The organism is Pantoea sp. GM01, from assembly GCF_000282675.1.
Taxonomy (GTDB): Bacteria; Pseudomonadota; Gammaproteobacteria; order Enterobacterales; family Enterobacteriaceae; genus Pantoea; species Pantoea nemavictus.
Genome location: NZ_AKIU01000090.1, coordinates 1 through 23,099, shown reverse-complemented (window position 1 = coordinate 23,099; position 23,099 = coordinate 1). Strand labels below are relative to the sequence as shown.

Sequence of the window (23,099 nt, the reverse complement as noted above, 5' to 3'; positions counted from 1 at the left end):
TAACGACCCTACAAACGGAACGTTTAATCGCCGGGAAACATAAACGGATTCAAACTGCTGCGTGCGAATCCTTCCTGCTCCATGCGGGCATCCAGCACCAGCGACGCCAAATCATCAGCGACCGGCTCCACGGCGGGATCCTTCTCCTGATACAGCATCTTCAGGTAGGTGCCGCAGTCGCCGCAGCTTTCTGCTTTCACCGCCGCTTTTTCACTGTCCAGCGACCAGTAATGCAGATCGCCTGTTTGTTCGCAGTTGGAGCACTTGCTGCGCACCACATACCATTCGCTTTCACACAGATTGCAGTGCAAGTAGCGCAAGCCCTGCTGGCCCACGCTCATGTGCACCACGCTGGTGACCGGTACGCTGGCGCACACCGGGCAGAACTGGCGATGCTCGCCATACTCCGCACGCGCTTTGCCGGGAATCAACGCCGCCATCTGCGCCCAGTAAATCGATAATGCCGCCCAGATAAACGGCGATTTGTCGCTGCTGACCTGCGCAAAATCGCCCTCCAGCAGCGCGTGCGCCAGACTTTCCAGTTCGCTGGTGGAGGCTTTCTCCAGATTCTCTAGCACCGCCAGCGCCTGGCCGCTCATTTCAGGCTTTAGCTCGGCAATCAGTGAATGCAGCAGACGTTGCCAGTGCGCATCGCGCGGATAGGTGTGAATATCGAGTGGCGGTTTGCCCTGTTCGGCGCTCTGCACCAGCCGCTGCTGCAGATCAAGCTGCAGCGGATGGTCATACAGCACGATCTCCTGCGCTTCGGCGATCACCGCGGCAAAGCGCAGGTAATCACCCAGCGGATTCTTCGCGGCCAAATCGCGCAAACGCGCCGCTCGGCGGCTATACAGATTTTTCAGCCGGGGGAAAAGTAACGGCGGAACCTGCTCCGCCGTGTGCTTTTCGCCTTTCTCCAGCTGGTCCTGCGGGATGATGCGAATACTCATCAGGGACGTTTTTCCTGTTGTGTTTGGCGTTGGCGCTGCTCGCGATACCAGCGTGGATGATGTTTCTTCGCCCACGCGGCCGGAACCCAGCCCTCAACCATGGCGGTAATGGTGCCTTTCACCCACAACGCAGCGTAGATGTGCACCATAATCACCATGATCAGCGCCACAGCTGAGACCGAATGCACCACTAGCGCGATGCGAATCAGCGGAATGGCAAAGGCCCCGGCAAAGTACGGGCGCCAGATAACAATTCCGCTCACCAGCAGCAAGACTAAGCTGATGATAGCAGCCCAGAACACACACTTCTGCCCGAAGTTGTATTTGCCGGTATCGCCGACCTCTTCGTTTTGTACGATTTTGTGAATGTTTTTCGCCCACACCAGGTCTTCACGATTAATCAGATTATGTTTCCAATAACGTAAGAACATGATGATAAAGGCGGCAAACATCACCACACCGACAAACGGATGCAGGATGCGCGCCAGCTGCGGCGTGCCGAGGACGTGCATCAGCCAGTTAAACGAAGGGAAGAAGAAACCCAGTCCGCTTAATGCGGCGAAGACAAAACAGAACGCCACAATCCAGTGATTGATGCGTTCCGGTGCGCTGTAGCGCACCAGACGATCGCGTTTTTTCATTATTCGCGCTCCTCTTTTTCGTGCAGGTTCTCGTCTTCATCCTCTTCCACGCGGTTTGGACCTACGCCGACGTAGTGGAACACCGAGGCAGCGAAAGTGGCGGCGAAGCCGATGGCTGCCAGCGGTTTCCAGATACCTTTCCAGAAAGTCACCGCTGGGCTGATGCTCGGGTTCTCCGGCAAACCGTGATAGAGCTGCGGTTTATCGGCATGGTGCAGCACGTACATCACGTGCGTGCCACCCACGCCTGCTGGATCGTACAAGCCCGCATTGGCATAACCGCGCGTATTAAGTTCGGCTACGCGTTCTCCCGCCAGCGCCTGCATATCACTTTTACTGCCGAAGTGAATCGCACCGGTCGGGCAGGTTTTCACGCATGCCGGTTCCTGGCCCACATTGACGCGATCGACGCACAGCGTGCATTTATACACGCGGTTGTCGTCTTTATTCATACGTGGCACGTCGAATGGACAGCCAGCAATGCAGTAGCCGCAGCCAATGCACTGTTCCGACTGAAAATCGACGATGCCGTTGGCGTACTGAATGATCGCACCTTCAGATGGACAGGCTTTCAGGCAGCCGGGATCGGCGCAGTGCATGCAGCCATCCTTGCGGATCAGCCACTCTAACTTGCCGTTCTCCTCCACTTCTGAGAAGCGCATCACCGTCCAGGATTTGGCGGTTAAATCGGCGGGGTTGTCGTACACCCCAACGTTATGTCCCACCTCATCGCGGATGTCATTCCACTCCGAACACGCCACCTGACAGGCCTTGCAGCCGATGCAGGTGGTCACGTCGATCAGTTTCGCCACTTCCTGCTGATGGTTACGCGCCTGCGGGGCAGGCGTGAGTCCATTGGTCGCGGAGCGGCGGATAATGTCTTGAGATTGATAAGCCATATTCGTTCTCCTTACACCTTCTCGACGTTGACCAGGAACGCCTTAAATTCTGGCGTTTGCGTGTTGGCATCACCGACAAATGGCGTCAGGGTGTTGGCGATAAAGCCTTTTTTCGCCACGCCCTGATAACCCCAGTGAATCGGAATGCCGATGGTATCGACGATTTTGCCGTCAACGTTCAGTGGACGGATGCGTTTGGTGACCACCGCTTTGGCTTTGATATAGCCGCGATTGGAGCTCACTTTCACCGTATCGCCCTGCGCGATGCCGAGCTTGTTGGCCAGCTTCTCGCCGATCTCAATAAACTGTTCCGGCTGCGCGATGGCGTTGAGCCGCGCGTGTTTGGTCCAGTAATGGAAATGCTCGGTGAGACGATAGGTGGTGCCGACATACGGGAACTGCTCCGCCTGGCCCATCGACGCCAAATCGTCCTTGAACACGCGCGCCGCTGGATTGGACACCACGTTCGGGTGCAGCGGGTTGGTGCCAATCGGCGTTTCAAACGGCTCGTAGTGCTCTGGGAACGGACCTTCGGCCATTTTGTCGAGCGCAAACAGGCGGCCGAGACCTTCCGGCTGCATGATGAACGGCCCGACATCGCTGCCCGGCGCGGCGGCGCTGTAATCCGGCACATCCATGCCGCCCCATTTGCTGCCATCCCACTTCAGGATCTGGCGTTTCGCATCCCACGGATTGCCTTGCGGGTCCGCCGAGGCGCGGTTGTAGAGGATGCGGCGGTTGAGCGGCCACGCCCAGCTCCAGTTCAGCGTATTGCCAAGTCCGGTTGGGTCAGTGTTGTCACGGCGCGCCATTTGGTTGCCATCCGGCGTCCAGCTACCGGCGAAAATCCAGCAGCCACTGCTGGTGCTGCCGTCATCTTTCAGATGGGCAAAGGTGCTGAGCTGTTGGCCCTTCTTCACCAGCAGCGTGCCTTTGTCATCGAACACGTCGGCCAGCGCTTTACCGTTGTTCTCCATCGCCACTTCTTCCGGCGCAGGATTGTCCGGCGTTTTGTAGTTCCAGCTCATGTTCAGCACCTGCTCTGGCAGCGCACCGCCTTCGCGCGCATACATTTCACGCAGACGCAGGTAGATCCCCGAGAGGATTTCGCCATCATTCAGCGCTTCGCCCGGCGCATCCTGGCCTTTCCAGTGCCACTGCAACCAGCGGCCGGAGTTAACGATCGACCCGTTCTCTTCGGCGAAGCAGGTGGACGGCAGGCGGAACACTTCAGTTTGAATCTGCGACGGATCGACATCGTTGAACTCGTCGTGATTCTCCCAGAAGGTGGCGGTTTCGGTGTTGAGCGGGTCGATGGTGACCAGGAACTTCAGCTTCGATAGCGAAGCGATCACTTTACGCTTGTTCGGGAACGACGCCACCGGGTTAAAGCCCTGACACAGATAGCCGTTGACCTTGCCTTGCGACATCATCTCGAAGTACTGCAGCACGTCGTAACCTTTATCCCACTTCGGCAACCAGTCAAAGCCCCAGCTGTTTTCCGCCTGGGCTTTATCGCCGAAGAAGGCTTTCATCTGGCTGACAAAGAATTTCGGGTAGTTGCTCCAGTAGTTCACCTGATCCGGCAGCAGCGCTTTTGGCGTATTGGCAGCCAGATAGGTTTGTAGGTCGGCTTGTTTCTCCGACGGCAAGGTCATATAACCCGGCAGGCTTTGCGACAGCAGGCCAAGATCGGTCAGTCCCTGAATGTTGGAGTGGCCGCGCAGCGCATTGATGCCGCCGCCAATCATGCCCATGTTGCCGAGCAGCAGCTGAATCATCGCCATGGTGCGGATGTTCTGCGCACCTACCGAGTGTTGCGTCCAGCCGAGCGCATACAGGAACGAGGTGGTGCGGTCGCGCGCGCTGGTTTCGCCAATCAGTTCGCAAACGTGCAGGAAGTCGGCTTTTGGCGTACCGCAGATACGTTCGACGATCTCCGGCGTATAGCGGCTGACATGCTGCTTGAGCAGGTTCCACACGCAGCGTGGATGGGTGAGCGTGGTATCGCGCTTAGCGAAGCCGTCATCGCCCAACTCGTAGTTCCAGCTGGTTTTGTCGTATTTGCGATTCTCTTCGTCGTAGCCGCTGAACAAGCCATCTTCAAAATGATAATCCTCACGCACGATCAGGCTGGCATTAGTGTACGCCTGCACATATTCATGCTGGATTTTGTCATTTTGCAGCAGCCAAAGCAGTACGCCCGACAGGAAGGTGATGTCGGTGCCCGAGCGAATCGGGGTATAGAAATCAGCGACCGATGCCGTACGCGTAAAGCGCGGATCGATAACGATCAGTTTGGCTTTGTTGTGAATCTTGGCTTCCATTGCCCAGCGGAAACCGACAGGATGCGCTTCAGCCGCGTTCCCGCCCATCACAACGATCAGATTGGCATTACGGATGTCGACCCAGTGATTGGTCATCGCACCGCGACCAAATGTTGGAGCAAGACTTGCTACCGTTGGTCCGTGTCAAACGCGTGCCTGGTTGTCGACCGCTAACATGCCGAGCGATCGGGTAAATTTCTGGGTTAAATAGCCGGTTTCATTGCTGGATGCCGAAGCACACAACATACCGGTTGAGAGCCAACGGTTTACCGTCACGCCTGCGGCGTTCTGCGCGACAAAGTTTGCATCGCGGTCGGCTTTCATCAGTTTTGCGATGCGATCAAACGCATCGTCCCAGCTAATGCGCTGCCATTTATTTGAGCCTGGCGCGCGATATTCCGGGAATTGCAGACGGCTGTCGCTGTGGACAAAGTCGAGCAGGCCAGCGCCTTTTGGGCACAATGCGCCGCGACTCACCGGATGGTCCGGATCCCCTTCAATATGGAAAATGGTCTCTTTGGCGTTTTTCGCGCCGTCACCAAGGCTGTACATTAACAAGCCACAGCCGACTGAACAGTAAGTGCAGGTATTACGGGTTTCGCGGGCACGCAGCAGTTTGTACTGTCGTGTTTCCGCCAATGCCACTTCCGGCGCAAAGCCGAGCAGTGCTGCCGTTGTCCCTGCCATACCGCCAGCACATACTTTGAAGAATTTTCTTCGGCTGACATTCATGGATTATCATCCCTCTATATTCTTGCGATGTATGGGGCAAGAATGACCCGACTAAACTTGTGACAATAGCGGCCAAATATTACCACAGCTTTAATGTGGTTGTTGCGCGAGACGAAAAAAGTGAAAGCTAATCAGCCAGAATGTAACGAGAGTGTGAATAAGATCTCAGGTGCGGTGCAATCGCAGGTGTGGCAACGCCGTACTATCGACGACGCGGAAAGTGACTGGCTGGCGCAGGAAGTGCCGATCGCGCTGGTGTATAACGGTATCTCGCACGTGGTGATGATGGCGACGCCCAACGATCTCGAAGCGTTTGCGCTGGGGTTTTCTTTATCTGAAGGGATAATCGATAAGCCCAACGAGATTTTCGGCATGGATGTGGTGCCAGGTTGCGATGGCATTGAAGTGCAGATTGAGCTCTCCAGCCGCCGCTTTATGGCGCTGAAAGAGCAGCGCCGTGCGATGGCCGGTCGTACCGGCTGCGGCGTGTGTGGCGTGGAGCAACTCGATCAAATCGGCAAGCCGCTGCAGCCGCTGCCGTTCACGCAAACTTTTGATTTGGGCAATCTTGATAAGGGCCTGGCGCAGCTGCGCGACTATCAACCGATCGGCAACCTCACCGGCTGTACGCACGCGGCGGCGTGGATGTCGCTGCAGGGTGAGCTGCAGGGCGGCTACGAAGATGTTGGCCGCCACGTGGCGCTGGATAAACTGCTCGGCAATCGTAGCCAACAGCCGTGGCAGCAGGGCGCGGTGCTGGTTTCCAGCCGCGCTAGCTATGAGATGGTGCAGAAATCCGCCATGTGCGGCGTGGAGATTCTGTTTGCGGTTTCGGCTGCGACCCAGCTCGCCGTTGAGGTGGCTGAGCGTTGCAATTTAACCTTGGTTGGCTTCAGTAAACCGGGACGCGCCACGGTGTATAGCCATCCGCAGCGTCTGCGTTAAACCACCTGCACCTGCGGCAATACCTGTTGCAGCGCTGCCAGCGCGCCGGGTTTTGCCGGGCCGCCGTCGCAAATCAGCAGATCGACCTCTGCAACCGGTGCGTACACCGAACGGCTAATCACACCGAGCTTGCTGTGATCCGCCAGTAAAAAGGTGCGGTTCGCCTGATGCACCATGGCGCGGGCAATCGCTGCTTCATGGGGATGAAAACTACTGGCACCGTTTTTGGCATCGATGCCGACCGGCGAAAGCAGCGCTATATCGGCGCGATAGCGATAAATCTCGCCGATGGTCATTTCTCCGCGCGTTTGCTGTGCGCCCGCCGTCATCATGCCACCCAGCAAAATAACCTGATTATTCAACGTTTCATGCTCATCAGCTGCGCTGAGCGCCAGTGCAGCCTGCAGGCTGTTGGTGATGATGGTTAAACCCGACATGCTACGCAGTGCTTCCGCCAGCATGGTGGTAGTGGTGCCGGCATCCAGGAACAGCGTTTGGCCCGGTTGCAGATGTTGCGCCGCGGCGGCGGCAATCGCGCGTTTCTCTTTCGCCTGCGCGTTGCGACGTACCTGCAGCGGTGGCTCAGGCTGGCTATCGACCGCCACCAAACCGCCATGCACACGGCGGGCAAATCCTTGCGCTTCCAGTTCAATCATGTCGCGCCGTGCGGTTTCTCGCGAAATACCGAGCTCTTTGATGATGCGTTCAGTACTGACCTGATGTTGCGTGGTCAGCAGCGCGCGAATGCGGTGTAAGCGAGTTTCCTGCAGCATGACTTTTCCCTGTGGCGTGTTCAACCTGGGCCTAAGCTTACCTGAGTGTCATTACGCCGTCATGTGTATTTGGTTGTATTTGTGTATTTGGTTGCATTTGTTATTAAAGCAGGCATGATAGGGCCAAACGGCGATTTCGCATGCACCCCTTTCACCTTCGCAACGGGAGTTACCATGGCTACACGTTCTACCATCATGGACACCAACAGTTTTCGTGCTGAGCACGCCGACGGTCTGGATGCGGCGACCCGCAAGCTAACCGATAAGCGCAGTAAAGTGTTGGGCGAGTCGTATCGCCTGTTTTATCGCAAGCCGGTGCATTTAGTGCGTGGCGAAGGGCAATATCTGTGGGATGCCGCGGGCGACAAATACCTTGATGTGTACAACAACGTGGCCAGCATTGGTCACTGCCATCCGGCGGTGATTGAGGCGGTGAATCAGCAGATGAAGATGCTGAATACCCATACGCGCTATCTGCACGAACGCATTCTCGATTACTCCGAAGAGCTGCTGGCCACCACGCCAGAGGCTATCGACCGCGCGATGTACATGTGTACCGGTTCGGAAGCCAACGATTTGGCGATCCGCGTGGCGCGCGCCTTCAGCGGCGGTACCGGCATTATTGTGTCGCAAGAGGCTTATCACGGCACCAGCGATCTCACGTCGGGCGTTTCGCCCGCGCTGGGCAGCGGACAGCCATTAGCTGCGACCACGCGCCTGGTGTCGCCGCCGGATGCTTATCGCGTTAATGCACCGGATCTCGGCGAATGGTTTGCCAATGAAATCCAGCAGCAGATCGACGATATGAAAGCGCACGGCATCAAGTTTGCCGGCTTCCTCGCAGATTCCATCTTCTCTTCCGATGGCGTGCTGCCGAATCCGCGCGGTTTCCTGCAGAAAGCCGTCGATGTGGTACATGCCAATGGCGGGATTTTCATCGCCGATGAAGTGCAGCCCGGTTTTGGTCGTACTGGCGATGCGTTCTGGGGCTTTGCGCGTCACGGCGTGGTGCCCGATGTGATCACCACCGGCAAACCAATGGGCAACGGCATTCCGGTGTCGGGCCTGCTGGCGAAAAGTAATGTGCTGGCCGCGTTTAGCGATGAAATTCCTTACTTCAACACCTTTGGCGGTAATCCGGTAGCGATGGCCGCAGCGCAGGCGGTGTTAACGGTGATTAAAGAAGAGGGCTTGCAGGAGCACAGCCGCGTAGTCGGGGCTAAGTTGCTGAGCGAATTGCAGAAACTGATGGATCGTCATGAATCAATTGGCGACGTGCGCGGCGCCGGGCTGTTTATTGGTTTCGAACTGGTGCAAGACCGCGCCAGCAAAACGCCGGATAAAGCGCTGGCGCTGGATTTGATTGAGAAACTGCGTGAGCACCGCGTGCTGACGTCAGTTGCAGGCCCTTACGGCAACGTGCTGAAGCTGCGTCCGCCATTGGCGTTCCAGGAAGCCGATATCGATTGGCTGGTGGGTGCGCTGGATAAGTCGCTGAGTGAGCTGGGGCGATAGCTGAGCATAGATTGCGCACATTTTTGTAGCGGCGCGATTTATCGCGCAATAAATTGCGCCGCTACGTTATGTGCTTGTATTTAAGCAGCGGTTTCTGCGGCGAAAATGCTCTCCATCTTCTGCCATGCCTGCGCGACATCGTCATCCAGATTAAATAATCCAGATGTTCCCACGATAAACACATCTACGCCTGATGCCGCAATCTGCCTGAAGGTGCGCGCATTGCATGAACCATCAATTTCGGTCAGATAGTGATAACCATGCTCTGCACGCATCGCGATCAGCTGGCGAATCTTATTTAAGGTTTCTGGAATAAATTTCTGCCCGGCAAATCCGGGGTCCACCGACATCACCGTCACTTTATCCAGCAGATGGGCATATTCACGAATACTTTCCGCCGGCGTGGCCGGATTTAAAACTACGCCGCAGCGACGACCGGCTTCTTTAATCTGCGTTAGCAGGCGAAATATTTTATTGTTGGCGGTTTCTGGGTGGAAGCTGATAATGTCTGCGCCCGCCTCAATGCACATCGGAATAATATCTTCCGGATGATTCACCATTAAATGTACGTCAATCGGCACATCGGTAATTTTACGCAGGTTCTCAATGAAGAAGGGCGACAGGGTAATATTCTTGACGTAGCTGCCATCCATAATATCGACATGATAAAACGCAGCGGTGCTATTCATCGCTTCAACCTGTTCGCGGAAGCGGGTGAGATCCATACACATTAATGACGGCGAAAACTTTGCTCTCATAACTTTTCCTCATTACAAAAACAGCGCCCGCAGGCGCTGTTGATGACATCAATGGAAGAACGAAATAATGTGGCCGAGCACGATACCGACAATGCCGAAGTCCGCATCACCGAAGGTGGTAGAGGCGAAGCCGAGGTCGCCCATCAGCGGCAGCAGAATCGCTGGCAGGAAGGAGATCAGCAGGCCTTGCACAAAGGCGCCGATCACCGCACCACGACGTCCGCCGGTAATGTTGCCGTAGACGCCAGCGGTAGCACCGCAGAAGAAGTGCGGCACCAGGCCGGGAACGATCACGCTCAGACCAAACAGCGGGCACAGGAACATGCTGATCAAACCGGCAGAGAAGCTCGACAGGAATCCGATGATCACCGCGTTCGGTGCGAACGGGAACACGGTTGGGCAATCCAGCGCCGGTTTGGCGTTGGGCACCAGCTTATCGGCGATGCCTTTAAAGGCCGGCACGATTTCCGCAATCACCATGCGTACACCGGCCAGGATAATGTAAACGCCCGCCGCAAAGGTAATTGACTGGATAATGGCGAATACAATGTAGTTCTGGCCGCCACTGATGCTTTCGGTAAACGCTTTACCCGCCACCAACACCAGCGCGATGAACAGAATCATCATGGTCAGCGAAATCGCTACCGAGGAGTCGCGCAGGAAGTTGAGGGTTTTCGGCACCTTCAGCTCTTCAATCGACGGGCTGCCTTTACCGACCACTTTACCCACCAGCGCGGAGAGCAGATAACCGGTGGAGCCGAAGTGGCCAAGCGCCAGATCGTCAGAGTTGGTGATTTTGCGGGTGAACGGCTGCAGAATCGCCGGGCACACCACCATCATGGTGCCGAGAATCAGTGAACCGATTACCACCAGCCAGAAGCCGTGCACGCCGCCTACCGACAGAATCACCGCCAGCATTGCCGACATATACAGCGTGTGGTGGCCGGTGAGGAAGATGTATTTCAGCGGCGTGATACGCGCCAGCAGAATATTCACCAGCATGCCGAACACCATGATCATCGCAGTTTCGGTGCCGTAGCTTTTCTGCGCCAGCGCCGCCATCGCATCGGTATTGGGCACGACACCCTGAATATTAAACGAGTGCTCAAACAGCTGGCTGAAGATGGTCAGCGTGGCCGCAATTAAATTGGCCCCGGCGATGAGAATAACAAAACCCATGATGGTTTTAAGCGTGCCGGAAATAACATCAGAGACCGGTTTCTTTTGCAGTAATAAACCAAACAGGGAAAAAAGGCCGACAAGTATAGCGGGTGTTCCAAGAACATCCTTAATTATAAATTGCAGCATAACTTACTCCATGGTGAGCATACCCTTGATACTTCCAGCTACAGATGCGTTGGCTGCATATTTTCACCTCAGTCACTTACTTAAGTAAGCTCCCGAGGATTTACAGCCTTGCCACTTTCTGCGCCTCGAATGACTTTGGGTTTTAAATATTGTCAGCCAGAATTTCTTTGATTTTTGCGTTATCCAGCAAATTAGTCAGGCCAACCACTTTCGCACTGTGCCCGGATAATTGATCGGCAATATCTTTCGCGGCAATAATTAAATCAGCATGTTCAGATTTAGCTGAGGTTAAATCAGTATGGCCAACTTCAGCTTCTTTACCTAATTCCGCCACAATCTTCTTCACATTCATTTCAACAATGAAGCTGCTACCTAAACCATTGCCACACACAATCAGGACTTTTTTCATCGTAGGGTTCTCTGGTGATTAACTTTGAATGACAGCTTCAATCGCTGGCAGGGTAGAAGCCGACAGCAGTTGCTGCAGGCGGGATTCGTCACTGAATACGTCCGCTAATGCGGTGATCATCTGAATATGATCGTCGCCAGATACCGCACACAGCATGATGACGACATAAACCGGGTCGTTTTCATCAGCCTGAAAACTCACGCCATTTTTAACGTGCAGCAGCGACAGGCCGTTTTTGCGCGCACCCTGCTCCGGGCGGGCATGCGGCATTGCCAGACCCGGTGCCAGCACGTAATAAGGACCAAGCTCTGCGTGCGAGGTGAAGATGGCATCGAGGTAAGCCGGGCCAATCGCCCCTTCGGCCAGCAAGGGCTCTGCCGATAAACGCACTGCTTCCTGCCAGTCACTGACTTGCTCGACTACACGAATATGTTGTGGGGTTAGCCATTGGGTGAGCATCAGAAATTCCTGTTTATACGTCGATGGAGTGCAATGTAGGTTATTTTATCGCCCGTATTCTGTGATGATTGTCGCAAAAGTTAGCGCTAACACGGTTATTGTTAAAAAACGTGTTATCGCTAACATTTCCTTGCTGTGCGTTTGTCTTGGTTGCAAGCAACTGACATGCTCAACCATTCTGAAAAGATCTATGGGTAAGGGATGCCCGAATCTGTGGTTTTACACATGGCGCGTTAACAGATTTGGTTTTAAGCTGCGTCCTGGCAAAAAGCATAAGTAATAAATAATGCCGTTCATACTTCGAGACGCAGCCAACGCACCTGCAGTTTGAATGATGAAGGGCAGACATAGGAGCAGGAATGGCAGAGAAGCGACGGCGCAGTACCGGCAAAAGTACCCTGGCCGATGTTGCCCGTTTGGTGGGCGTCAGCACCATGACCGCGTCGCGCGCGCTGCGCATGCCGGAGAAGGTTTCGCCTGAAATTCGCGCCAAAATTGATGCTGCGGTTATTGAGTTGTCGTATGTGCCAAACGTGCAGGCCAGTAATCTGGCGTCGGCGACATCACGCCTGATCACCATGGTGGTGCCTTCATTTGCCACGCCGGGCAGTGCGATTGTGTCGGAGGCGCTGCAAGAGGTACTGCGACCGCAGGGTTACAACATGATGCTGGCGGAAGCCAATCATTCGGCCGCCGAAGAGAGCCAGCTGATCGAAATGCTGCTTTCTTATAATCCGGCGGCGATGGTGCATTTCAATTTCGATAACGCGGCGGAAGCGCATCGTCTGCTGAGCAATTCCGGCCTGCCGGTGATGGATATTGGCGGCGTACATCAGGATTCGGCAGGCATTAGCATTGGAGTCGATTACGCCAAAGCGATCCGCCAGCTGGTGCAAAGCCTGGTAGAGCGCGGCTATCGTAATCCTGGTTTGCTGTGCACCCAAAGTAACAACACCATCTTTCGTCAGCTGCTGAATGGTTGGCACAGCGGCATGTTGGCAATGAATCAGGCGCCGCACCGCGTGGTGACGTCACCGAGGATGCCGACTTTTGCCGCAGGGCATAATCTGCTGGCGGAGATTCGCCTGACCTGGCCGGAACTGGATGTGCTGATTTGCACCAGCGATGAAGTGGCCTGCGGCGCGATCATGGCGTGCCATGCGGCGGGGATCGCCATTCCTAGCCAGTTGGCGATTGCCAGCATCGGTGGCGGCCCATTAGCCGCAGTGTGTTCACCGCCGCTGACCAGCATTGTGCTGCCGTATGAAGAGATGGGGCGCATGGCGGGCAAACGTCTGCTGGCTGCGCTCAGGGGTGATGAACCGCCGGCCATCAATGAGCTACCGGTGCAGCTCAAACTGCGCGCCAGCACCCACAAGGTGTAGCGCGATGTGCGCACCTTTTCCCAGATTCATCAAATCCTTATCAATTCTAAGGCATTGATAACCCTTTTACGGATCATGTTTTTAACTATAATGATCCAACTGCTTACGCGGCACACCCAGTGAGGTGGTGCTGCAAAACACTAAATGGAGAAGATGAACATGAGTTATTCACTGCCATCCCTGCCGTATGCATACGACGCACTGGAACCGCACTTCGACAAGCAGACGATGGAAATCCATCACACTAAACACCACCAGACCTACGTTAACAACGCTAACGCCGCGCTGGAAGGTACCGAATTCGCAAACCTGCCGGTAGAAGAGCTGATCACCAAACTGGATCAGCTGCCAGCAGACAAAAAAGGTCCACTGCGTAACAACGCAGGCGGCCACGCCAACCACAGCTTCTTCTGGAAAGGCCTGAAGCTGGGCACCTCGCTGCAGGGCGACCTGAAAGCCGCCATCGAAAAAGATTTCGGTAGCGTTGAAGCTTTCCAGGCTGAGTTTGAGAAAGCTGCCACCACTCGTTTCGGCTCAGGCTGGGCGTGGCTGGTGAAAAAAGGCGACAAACTGGCTGTGGTTTCAACCGCAAACCAGGACAGCCCGCTGATGGGTGAAGCTGTTGCAGGCGTTTCAGGCTTCCCGATTATCGGTCTGGACGTTTGGGAACACGCTTACTACCTGAAGTATCAGAACAAACGCCCTGATTACATCAAAGCTTTCTGGAACGTGGTGAACTGGGACGAAGCAGCAGCGCGTTTCGCTTCTGCTAAGTAAGCTCAGGCAAAAGTCCACAACCTGGCTAACCGGTGACTTGCTCACCGGTTTTTTTTCGCCTTTATAAACCCTGGCTAAACGACCAGAATATTTTTAGGCATGATGATTACGCAGCGAAAGCTATTAACTTTCCGTTGATAATTTGGGGCATATAGTAGCGCTAATTTGTCTCGCATAGCCTAAATAACCATGTCTACTATCACGACTTCTGTGACGAATAATGATTCGTCTGCGCCACTGTTTTTGCCATTAATAAGCGGAAAGTTCAGGCCAAATAAGTTATGGAATAGCGGGAGATTTCGCGCGAAATTTGCCTTAAGGTCGCTGGTATTTCCGGTTACAACCTTTAATTATCTGCAGCAGTTAGCGCAATTGTCTGCGCTGCCGCAGCTGTTAACCATTCAGGGTTTGCTGCCAGCAAAACCGCATCGGCCCTACCTGCGTGCAGGCTTCAGCGTGGCACAGCGCGCGCAGGCGATCATCGATCACTACACCTTGATGGACCGGCTGGATAGTGCGGCTTTGCGCCACTTATTGCAGAGTCCGGGCGATAATCTGCTGGCTATTTTGAGCGGCAAAAATGATGAGTCTTTTGTCATTCACTGCTGTCCAGGCCGTTTTGACCGTGAAGGCGAAATTACTCTGGAATTTCATTATGAAGCGCAGTTAATTGCTTCACTTTCCTTTTCGATTATTCAGGAACAGCAGAAACGCACGTTATTAATTGGTGGATTGCAGGGGCCGCGTAAACATATTTCCAACGATGTGATTCGCGATGCCACGAAAGCCGCACACGGCATATTCCCGAAACGTCTGTTAATGGAAGCGGTATTTAATCTGGCGCAACTGTGTGGCGTGGAGGCGATAACCGCCGTTGGCGATACCACGCACGTATTCCGCAGCCTGCGCTATCGTCACAGCAAAAGTGACAAGTTCTTTGCCAGCTACAGCGAATTCTGGTTGTCGTTAGGGGGCATGGCGCGTGCTGATGAGCTGTTTGCGTTGCCGTTACGCGCGGAGCGTAAAGATTTGGAAGAGATTGCCAGCAAGAAGCGCGCCGAATATCGCCGTCGCTATGCCTTGCTGGACAGTCTGAATGAACAAGTTCATCAGGCGGCGGGCATCATACGCGACGTCTCACACGCCGCGTAACCAGGATCAGAACGGCTGCTTCGCGTAGCCGGTCATCACTTTCAGTCCCATCTCACGTCCGAGTGCGGTCATTGGGTGCACCACAACCAGGCCGCGCACGCTTTTCTTGAATGCGCCCATGTTGGCCTGCTCTTTCTTGGTAATTTCGCGGCTAAAGCCCAGCTTTTGTAACTGTTGCGCTTCTTTGCTCAGCTTTTCGGTGCGCACACCGCGCAGGCGCTCAATTTCCAGCTCCAGCTTCTCTTTTTCACGCAGCAGTTCACCGAGCTTTTCGGCATCGCCAGACGCTAATAACGGCGCTTCTTTGCGGTTGAGTGCATCCAGCTGATCGCTGAGAAGTTTAATCTCGGCTTTTTCTTGTTCTTTCATTGGGGGAAAACTCGTTAAGGAAAACAGGCAAAGGATACACAAATCTACGCCGTTTTGCAGCGTAGCGCGTCCAACAAAACCCGCTTAGGCAATCGTAGGGTGCGCATTGATGCGCACCTGGCTACCAGGACGGAGAAACTACACCGCCGGTTTTTTAAACACCTGCTTGTGCGCAATGCGGGAAATCAGTTCGGTGAGTGACAGCACCATGGTTGAGCGCACCATCTGCAGATAACGCTGCTGCTGCATTGATCTGAGTTGTTCGTCATCGCGGTTGAAATCTGGCTGCGGCGGCCAGGCAACCACACAGTGCAGTTCGCCAAAAGGCCCGAGAATTTCATCGTCGGTAAAACGATAGTCGCTGACGTCATGATTCAGCTCCTCGCGTAGCGCCAGTAGCAGTTCACAATCTTCATACTCGTGCCGATTAATGACGCCAAGGCCGTAAATCAGCTTGAGGCGTACGGAGAGTTCGCCCAGCGGGCCATCACCAAGCAGCAGCGGTTCGACCGCGTATTTGACCGCGTAATCGTCCTTGCGAAACACTTGCAGCACCAGCAGGTTAACCGCTTCGGTCAGCAATTCAACGGCGGCGATCAGGAAGCTTCTCACCGAACGACCGGCGTTCAGGCGCTCAAGCACCCGGTTTTCAAAAGCCTGCTTCTCTTCCATTATTGCCTGCATCGTTCAGCTACCGCCAACGGGCACAAAAGCGTGCCCGAGTTAACCACTAAAGGGCGCGCATTATGCCATAGCGTTGTAAGCGCTCACCACTGAGGTGACCACTTCGCTATTGGCATCCAGACCGGAAATCTCGGCCAGTGTCGCCTGCGGACCTTTTTCTGCCAGTAAAGTAACCAGCTCCTGCGCTTGCGGATCGGCTTCGCTGCGATAGTGCATCGCGGCGGCAATGCCCTGTACCAGATTGTCGTGAGGCAGCTGATATTCCAGCGTGCCCAGCGTAGGTTTGATCAGGCGATCGCCCGCGCTCAGCTTACGCAGCGGCTGACGGCCAACGCGCTCGACATCATCTTTCAGGTATGGGTTTTCGAAACGGCTAAGGATCTTCTGGATATAAGCCGCATGTTTATCGGCTTCAAAACCATAGCGCTTGATCAGCACTGCGCCGCTCTCCTGCATGGCGCCTTGCACGACAGCACGGACGTTCTCATCCAGAATCGCGTCACGAATGGTCGCGTGACCGGCGAGTTGGCCAAGATAAGCGGTGATCGCGTGGCCGGTGTTAAGGGTAAACAGCTTGCGCTCAACAAAAGCCATTAGGTTGTCGGTCAGCTCCATGCCTGGGATATTCGGCAATTCGCCTTTGAACTGGGTTTTATCGACAATCCACTCGCTGAACGTTTCAACGGTGACTTCCAGCGGATCGGTAGTGCCGGCTTCTGATGGCGGTACGATGCGGTCTACCGCAGAATCGACGAAACCAACGTGTGCTTCAACCCACGCGTGATATTGCTCAGGCAGCGCGTTAAGTACATGCTGCTTCAGTTGGCTGGTGCCGCGCACCATATTTTCACAGGCGATGATATTCAGTGGACGAACATTACCACTGTCGCTGCGTTTGGCCAGGCCTTTAGCCACGCCACCCGCGATGCGCTCCAGAATTTGCGGGCCTACCGCGGTAGTCACGATATCCACCTCAGCGATCAGCGTAACGATGTCATCGCTGGTGCTGTTAACGGCACTTACGCCTGTTACGATTTCAACTTTCGCCTGCTCGCCAACTACATGAACCGGATACTCATGACGGGCGTTAAGGGCATCAAGTACCACCTGATTGACGTCAGCAAACACCAGCTCGATGCCGGCATCCGCCAGTAACTTACCGATAAAACCGCGACCGATGTTACCTGCTCCAAAATGTAACGCTTTCATAAATTTGACCCATATCAAATGACGAAAGGGCGGGCAAGTCCGCCCCGGAAGTGTGGGACGGGCTTACCCGCCCCAGGGAAGGTAAAACCTGTATTACGCTTTGACGGTACTGCCGGAAAGCAGATCCAACACGTCCTGCACGCTGGTGGTGTTTGCCAACTTCTCAATCACGCTGTCATCGTCCAGTGCGTTGGTCAGGCTGGTAATCACCTGAATGTGCTCATTGTTACGAGCGGCGATACCGATCACCAGACGCGCTACATCTTCTGGCTCATCACCAAACTGCACGCCTGCCGGATACTGACAGAACACCACGCCGGTTTTCAGCACGCGGTCTTTCGCTTCCACGGTACCGTGCGGCACAGCGATCGATTCACCCAGGTAAGTTGGGGTCAGCTTCTCGCGTTCCAGCATCGCTTCAACATATTCCGGCTGGACGTAGCCGCCTTTCACTAACTGCTCACCGGCAAAACGAATCGCCTGCTCTTTGTGCGTGGCGCTCAGGCCGAGGAACACGTTATCTGCGCCCAGTTTGAACAGGTGCGCGTTGCCTTCATCGTAGCTGTCCGCCAGCGTGGTCTGCACAGTTTCACGATGTGCTTCACTGCGATTGGCGGCGACCAGGCGTTCCGTCAGGTTGCTGTACAGCGCGCTATCGAGGAAGTTGTTCAGCGAAATATGCTGTGCCTGCGGTGCCTGGCGCATGGCACGTTCCGTCAGATCGCGGTGGGTAATCACCAAATCGACATCGCCCGGCAGCGAGTTAATCGCGCTGTTGGTGACGGAGATATTGCTCAGACCTGCGTCCTGCACTTTCTTACGCAGCACGCCAGCACCCATTGCGCTTGAACCCATACCGGCGTCACAGGCAACGATGATTTTACGCACGTGGTTCAGATCAACGCTCATTGCATCGCCAGCCACCGGTGAACCGGCAACGGCCTGACCTTTTGACTGCGCTTTCATATCTTTCATGCGCTGGGTTGCGGCTTCGATATCGTCATCTTCTTTTACTTTGCTGGTTTTCAGCAGAATTGAAGAGACCACGAAGGAGACCGCAAATGCCGCGATGATTGCCGCGATGTTAGCGAAGTAGGCACCTTTTGGCGTCATCGCCAGCACTGCCAGGATGGAACCTGGAGAAGCAGGCGAAACCAGACCGCCGTTCAGCAGCGTCAGGGTGAACACGCCAGTCATACCACCAAGAATGACCGCCAGCAGCAGACGCGGCGCCATCAGCACATATGGGAAGTAGATTTCGTGGATACCACCAAGGAAGTGGATGATCGCTGCACCGCCTGCAGATTGTTTGGCGCTACCGCGACCAAAAATCATATAGGCAACCAGCACGCCCATACCCGGACCTGGGTTAGCTTCAATCAGGAAGAAGATTGACTTGCCAGCCTCGCTCGCCTGCTGAATGCCCAGCGGTGAGAAGATACCGTGGTTGATGGCGTTATTGAGGAACAGGATTTTCGCCGGTTCAACAAAGATGGAGGTCAGCGGCAGCAGGTTGTTCTGCACCATCAGATTCACGCCAGCGGCGAGAATGTGTGACAAACCTTCAACCAGTGGACCGATCGCCAGGAACGCCAGCAGCGCCAACAGCATACCGATGATACCGGCAGAGAAGTTGTTAACCAGCATCTCGAAGCCGCTTTTGATCTTGCCGTCTACCACGCGGTCAAAGGATTTGATCGCCCAGCCGCCCAGCGGACCGGCAATCATTGAGCCGAGGAACATCGGCATATCAGCACCGACGATCACGCCCATGGTGGTGATTGCACCCACCACGCCACCGCGATCGCCGCCTACCAGGCGTCCACCGGTGAAACCAATCAGCAGCGGCAGCAGGTAAGTGATCATTGGGCCGACGAGTTTCGCCAGCGTTTCGTTTGGAATCCATCCGGTTGGGATGAACAGCGCAGTGATGATACCCCAGGCGATAAACGCACCGATGTTAGGCATCACCATATTACTCAGAAAGCGACCAAAGCTCTGAACCTTGACCTTTACTGATGAGGACATAAACCCACCCCTTATTGAGACGCGCTGCAATAAGAGAGCGCGTTTGTTTTTGTTTGAACGTTACGGCGGGGGCCGTGGCATTACTGTATGCACGCGGACTCTAGCACTAGTTTATTACGCTGCGTAGAGCACCCACTAAGTGTGATTCAGATCACGCTTACTTGGGGGGTTAGGGGGGCAATAAGGTGACCCTGATCACAAAAAAGGGTTGTAAGAAAACAACGCTGATGAAATTTTAGACAAAACAAGCGGTTGAATGTGACTCAAATCACCTTTTAGCGTGAGCGCTTTGTTGTGTAAGTGTGATGAAGATCACAAACTATTTATGGTCAAAAATGCGCCAGATCACACAATGCTGCAGCAGAAAGCTCAGCTGTAAGGAAGTGACGAAATTCTGAAAAGAGGATGAACGGAAGAGGACGCTAAGAAGGGCGGTATAGTAGGGTCGCCTTGATGGCGACCACTAGCAAATGACTCAGTTGTATTACAAGCCGCCTTGCACCGCATTTTGCGCTTGCGTCAGCGCCTGCGCGTTACTGGAAAGATTGCTCATCAGCGTATTGTACTGTGTTGCCTGTTCCTGAGTGGGGAACTGCACGCCGTTATCATTAAAGCTCACGCGTGCGCCTTGTGATTGCAGATAATCACCGGTTTGTACCGCGGCCTGGCTCAACGCCTGCAGTTGCGGCAGCAACGGAATCAGCGTACTGGCTGGCTGCGTGACCACTTTGGTAAAGGCAGCATCGTAGACTTTCTTCAGATCGTCCGGCTGCTTCAGGGTGGCTTTGCTGCTATCCGCTTGCATTTTGGCGCTCTGGATTTGCTGCGTCAGCACACTCAGATTGCCGCTGGCCTGACGCAAGCTGTCGCGGCGGGTCAGATAATCCTGCGGGACACGAATCGCCGCCAGCTCATCAACCACAGGACGCATGCCTTGCTCAATCGCCTGATTAGTCTGCTGCGAGAAGCCGTAAAGAATGGCGTAGTCGCTGGCATAGTTGCCGAATGTCTGCTTCTGGTTTTCACTCAGGCTAGGCAGATGTTCGCCGCTACGCATCACGGTGTTCTGAAGAAAATCGGTGAACGCTTTACGCTGATCGCCTTCTTTGTCGCCACAGGCCGTAAGTTGCATCACAACCAATGCGCTGACCATCAGCATGCCGGTACGCATCCAGATGCGGGATAATCCTGACGCCATAATTCAACTCCTGTGATAATGGCTCTCTCCCAGCCTATTCCAGGCCACTGCTCGAAATATTCGGGATAAAAATTTTTGCGAAAATGGTCCTAAAGAATAGTGCAATGGTCTGGCGTGTACAACGGGCGCACCGGGCAAATTAAAACACCAGCGCCTGCCCATCTTTGCGGCTTTCGGTTGCGGCGATGTAGAAACCCTGCGGATCGCGCACAATCGCCTGCGCACCGCCGAAGTTATAGCCGAGCAGCGGATCCTCAAGCGTAATCTGATGCCCCATCTCGCGCAGTTTCGCCAGCACATTCCGATCGATGCCCGGCTCAACCACCACCGCACGGCCTTGTTCAACGCGCCAGCGCGGCGCATCGATCGCTGCCTGCGGGTTTTGTTTGTGCTGCATGATGCGCAGCGCCAGTTGCAAATGACCTTGTGCCTGCATCGGGCCGCCCATCACGCCGAACGACATCAGCGGCTGGCCGACGCCGTCGAGGGCAAATGCCGGGATAATAGTGTGAAAGGGCCGTTTGCCGCCCGCCACCACGTTGGGGTGTTGCGGGTCGAGTGAGAATCCGCAGCCGCGGTTTTGCAGGCTGATACCCGTTTCGGGCACCACGACGCCAGAACCGAAGCCCATAAAATTGGACTGTATAAAGGAAACCATCATGCCGCTGGCATCGGCGGTGGAGAGATATACCGTGCCACTTTGCTGCGGTGCGCCAAAGGTAAAATCGCCGGCTTTATCGGCATCGATTAACTGTGCACGTTGGTTAAGATAACTATCGCTCAACAACAGCTCTGCTGGGAATTCGAGGTGATCGTAATCGCTGACGTAGCGATCCAGATCGACCAGCGCTAGCTTCATCGCTTCAATCGAAAGATGCAGCCACGGCACCGAATCCGGCGTGTAGCGACCAATGTCCCACCGCTCCAGAATCCCCAGCGCAATCAAGGTGGCGATACCCTGGCCGTTCGGCGGTAGCTCCTGCACCGATCCGCCCGCAAACGGGCACGACAGCAGATCAACCCAATCAGCGCGATGGTTGTTGAGATCCGCCATACTGAGCGCGGCGCCATGCTGTTCGGCAAACGCCACCATCTTTTCGGCAAGCTCACCACGATAGAAGGCTTCACCGCGCGTTTCTGCGATTTTTTGCAAGGTAGCGGCCTGCGCCGGGTTGCGGAACAGCTCACCGGCACGCGGCGGTCGGCCATTGGGCGCAAAGCACTCGACGAACCCCGGTTGCTGTTTCAGCTTGTTATAGCCGCGCTGCCATAGATGACCAATCAGCGGTGAAACCGGGAAACCATCACGTGCATACTCAATCGCCGGTTGTGCCAGCGTGGTGAGCGGCAGGGTGGCAAAGCGCTCGGCCAGCGTCACCCACGCTGATACCGCGCCCGGCACGGTGACCGCTTCCCAGCCGATTTCCGGCATCGCACTGTGCCCGGCAAAGCGATCCAGACTCCATGCGGCAGGCGAACGTCCTGAAGCATTCAATCCGTGCAGCTGCTTGCCATCCCAGACAATGGCGAAGGCATCACTGCCCAGCCCATTGCCCGTCGGCTCCATTACCGTGAGCGCCATTGCGCTGGCAATCGCGGCATCTACCGCATTGCCACCTTGTTGCAACATGCGCATTCCCGCTTGCGCTGCCAGCGGCTGTGAAGTGGCGATGGCATTACGTCCCATCATCGGGACGCGGTGCGAGGCATAGCTGACCGTGAAATCCAAATCGCTCATTACTGTTTCTCTCTTTGCGTCATGCTGGTGCGTGAGTGCTGCTGCATTGGGCAGTATCCGCGTTGCTGAAGGGAAGAATTTAATATTAAGCCAGATATTTCATACTGATAACGAATTGGCACTTTTTTTGAATAGAGAATAGTCAACCCAGACGCGTCGACAGAGTGATTCATCGTCTTTTTCGTCAGGCTGGGCAGCAAGTGCAGGCGGGTCAATTGCTTAGAGTAATCGATCTTTTTACGGCATAAGTAAGAATAAAAAATAATTAGGAATCAGGCAGCAAAGTCGGGGATCTGACCCATACTTAGAAACCCGAACTATTGTTGCATCGCACGGACATCTTTTGCAGTGCACAACAGGCTGTGTCCCGCATCGGTTTGATAATAACTATGCTAAACCGCTTCGGGATACAGCCTGATCGTCCGGTTTCAGCGCCTGGTGGCGCTTACCTCTCTACTTTCACGTGCTTCATAGTGAGTTTTTAAGGAGTTCTCTATGGAATTTAAAGATCCAATGGTCGAGTTGCTCAGCAGCCTTGAGCAGATTGTTTTGACACGTGATGCTCAGCCTTCCGTATCAGAAATTACACTCAATCAGGCTTCAGTTCCCGAGCCGCAGCGTTTACGCGAGATGACCGGCATGCAGGTGGATGAATTCGCCCGCGTGATGGGGGTGAGCGTCTCGTCAGTGAAAAGTTGGGAGGCGCAACGTACACGTCCTTCCGCTACGGCGCGCAAACTGATGAAGCTGTTGCAGGCCAACCCCTATTTAGGGCGTCAACTGCTGGAGTGATACCCATTTTTTGATTTGGGTACTCCAACCCGCCTCTATGGCGGGGGTTTT

At 54.8% G+C, this 23,099-nt stretch carries 21 protein-coding genes; 6 read left to right on the top strand and 15 right to left on the bottom strand.

All coding sequences use genetic code 11. The features are described from left to right. Positions 1-23 precede the first annotated feature (23 nt). The 4 genes from fdhE to fdnG are packed head-to-tail and all read right to left on the bottom strand — an operon-like array spanning position 24 to position 5,549. Positions 24-950 (bottom strand): formate dehydrogenase accessory protein FdhE, encoded by a 927-nt coding sequence (fdhE, locus tag PMI17_RS22975; RefSeq protein WP_007893419.1) that lies wholly within the window; start codon positions 948-950, stop codon positions 24-26. Further along, positions 950-1,591, bottom strand: coding sequence for a formate dehydrogenase cytochrome b556 subunit (fdoI, locus tag PMI17_RS22970; protein WP_007893417.1), 642 nt, complete (start codon positions 1,589-1,591; stop codon positions 950-952). The genes fdhE and fdoI overlap by 1 nt, the downstream gene beginning before the upstream one ends. Beyond that, positions 1,591-2,490 carry a formate dehydrogenase subunit beta gene (gene fdxH / locus PMI17_RS22965; RefSeq protein WP_007893414.1) on the bottom strand — a complete coding sequence of 300 codons (900 nt, stop codon included), beginning with the start codon at positions 2,488-2,490 and terminating at the stop codon, positions 1,591-1,593. The genes fdoI and fdxH overlap by 1 nt, the downstream gene beginning before the upstream one ends. Before the next feature lie 11 nt (positions 2,491-2,501). Continuing rightward, positions 2,502-5,549, bottom strand: a complete 3,048-nt coding sequence (fdnG, locus tag PMI17_RS22960) for a formate dehydrogenase-N subunit alpha (protein WP_152929137.1) — start codon at positions 5,547-5,549, stop codon at positions 2,502-2,504. A 120-nt stretch (positions 5,550-5,669) separates the two neighbouring features. Between fdnG and fdhD the strand changes: the two genes are divergently transcribed. Next, positions 5,670-6,494: a formate dehydrogenase accessory sulfurtransferase FdhD gene (gene fdhD / locus PMI17_RS22950; RefSeq protein WP_036622157.1), complete on the top strand. Its 825-nt coding sequence runs from the start codon at positions 5,670-5,672 to the stop codon at positions 6,492-6,494. On the opposite strand, the gene PMI17_RS22945 is transcribed toward fdhD, so the two are convergent. Further along, positions 6,491-7,267 carry a DeoR/GlpR family DNA-binding transcription regulator gene (locus PMI17_RS22945; protein WP_007893403.1) on the bottom strand — a complete coding sequence of 259 codons (777 nt, stop codon included), beginning with the start codon at positions 7,265-7,267 and terminating at the stop codon, positions 6,491-6,493. The two genes, fdhD and PMI17_RS22945, sit on opposite strands and share 4 nt — an antisense overlap. A gap of 174 nt (positions 7,268-7,441) precedes the next feature. On the opposite strand from PMI17_RS22945, the gene PMI17_RS22940 reads away from it, so the two are divergent. Further along, positions 7,442-8,782, top strand: coding sequence for an aspartate aminotransferase family protein (locus PMI17_RS22940; protein WP_007893400.1), 1,341 nt, complete (start codon positions 7,442-7,444; stop codon positions 8,780-8,782). Positions 8,783-8,862: 80 nt separating this feature from the next. Here PMI17_RS22940 and alsE read toward each other — a convergent pair whose 3' ends face one another. The 4 genes from alsE to PMI17_RS22920 all read right to left on the bottom strand — a co-directional run bounded on the left by alsE (position 8,863) and on the right by PMI17_RS22920 (position 11,716). Next, positions 8,863-9,540 (bottom strand): D-allulose 6-phosphate 3-epimerase, encoded by a 678-nt coding sequence (gene alsE, locus PMI17_RS22935; protein ID WP_007893398.1) that lies wholly within the window; start codon positions 9,538-9,540, stop codon positions 8,863-8,865. Between the two features lie 48 nt (positions 9,541-9,588). Continuing rightward, positions 9,589-10,848, bottom strand: coding sequence for a PTS ascorbate transporter subunit IIC (locus PMI17_RS22930; RefSeq protein ID WP_007893395.1), 1,260 nt, complete (start codon positions 10,846-10,848; stop codon positions 9,589-9,591). Between the two features lie 142 nt (positions 10,849-10,990). Next, on the bottom strand, positions 10,991-11,257 hold the full coding sequence (locus PMI17_RS22925; RefSeq protein ID WP_007893392.1) for a PTS sugar transporter subunit IIB: 267 nt from the start codon (positions 11,255-11,257) through the stop codon (positions 10,991-10,993). 18 nt (positions 11,258-11,275) lie between these two features. Further along, positions 11,276-11,716, bottom strand: coding sequence for a PTS sugar transporter subunit IIA (locus tag PMI17_RS22920; protein WP_007893389.1), 441 nt, complete (start codon positions 11,714-11,716; stop codon positions 11,276-11,278). A gap of 359 nt (positions 11,717-12,075) precedes the next feature. Here PMI17_RS22920 and PMI17_RS22915 point away from each other — a divergent pair, with 359 nt between their 5' ends. The 3 genes from PMI17_RS22915 (at position 12,076) to PMI17_RS22905 (ending at position 15,030) form a co-directional block, all read left to right on the top strand. Further along, positions 12,076-13,101, top strand: a complete 1,026-nt coding sequence (locus tag PMI17_RS22915) for a LacI family DNA-binding transcriptional regulator (RefSeq protein ID WP_007893387.1) — start codon at positions 12,076-12,078, stop codon at positions 13,099-13,101. 159 nt (positions 13,102-13,260) lie between these two features. Then, the gene (gene sodA / locus PMI17_RS22910; protein ID WP_007893384.1) at positions 13,261-13,878 is read left to right on the top strand and encodes a superoxide dismutase [Mn]; all 618 of its coding nucleotides are present in this window, start codon (positions 13,261-13,263) and stop codon (positions 13,876-13,878) included. Positions 13,879-14,067: 189 nt separating this feature from the next. Further along, complete coding sequence (locus PMI17_RS22905) at positions 14,068-15,030, top strand: VirK/YbjX family protein (protein ID WP_007893379.1); 963 nt, start codon at positions 14,068-14,070, stop codon at positions 15,028-15,030. Between the two features lie 6 nt (positions 15,031-15,036). Here PMI17_RS22905 and PMI17_RS22900 read toward each other — a convergent pair whose 3' ends face one another. The 6 genes from PMI17_RS22900 to PMI17_RS22875 form a co-directional block, all read right to left on the bottom strand. After that, a complete protein-coding gene (locus tag PMI17_RS22900) occupies positions 15,037-15,399 on the bottom strand; it encodes a YibL family ribosome-associated protein (protein WP_007893377.1) in 363 nt (120 codons plus the stop codon). A gap of 138 nt (positions 15,400-15,537) precedes the next feature. After that, on the bottom strand, positions 15,538-16,083 hold the full coding sequence (mtlR, locus tag PMI17_RS22895) for a mannitol operon repressor MtlR (protein WP_180822790.1): 546 nt from the start codon (positions 16,081-16,083) through the stop codon (positions 15,538-15,540). Positions 16,084-16,143: 60 nt separating this feature from the next. Then, the gene (gene mtlD / locus PMI17_RS22890; RefSeq protein WP_007893372.1) at positions 16,144-17,292 is read right to left on the bottom strand and encodes a mannitol-1-phosphate 5-dehydrogenase; all 1,149 of its coding nucleotides are present in this window, start codon (positions 17,290-17,292) and stop codon (positions 16,144-16,146) included. Between the two features lie 93 nt (positions 17,293-17,385). Next, positions 17,386-19,320 carry a PTS mannitol transporter subunit IICBA gene (locus PMI17_RS22885; RefSeq protein WP_007893370.1) on the bottom strand — a complete coding sequence of 645 codons (1,935 nt, stop codon included), beginning with the start codon at positions 19,318-19,320 and terminating at the stop codon, positions 17,386-17,388. Between the two features lie 484 nt (positions 19,321-19,804). Continuing rightward, positions 19,805-20,518, bottom strand: a complete 714-nt coding sequence (locus PMI17_RS22880) for a DUF3053 domain-containing protein (RefSeq protein ID WP_007893367.1) — start codon at positions 20,516-20,518, stop codon at positions 19,805-19,807. A gap of 139 nt (positions 20,519-20,657) precedes the next feature. Further along, positions 20,658-22,256: a gamma-glutamyltransferase family protein gene (locus tag PMI17_RS22875; protein ID WP_007893364.1), complete on the bottom strand. Its 1,599-nt coding sequence runs from the start codon at positions 22,254-22,256 to the stop codon at positions 20,658-20,660. A 495-nt stretch (positions 22,257-22,751) separates the two neighbouring features. Here PMI17_RS22875 and PMI17_RS22870 point away from each other — a divergent pair, with 495 nt between their 5' ends. Further along, positions 22,752-23,048, top strand: coding sequence for an HTH-type transcriptional regulator (locus PMI17_RS22870; RefSeq protein WP_007893362.1), 297 nt, complete (start codon positions 22,752-22,754; stop codon positions 23,046-23,048). The last annotated feature ends 51 nt before the right edge of the window (positions 23,049-23,099 follow it).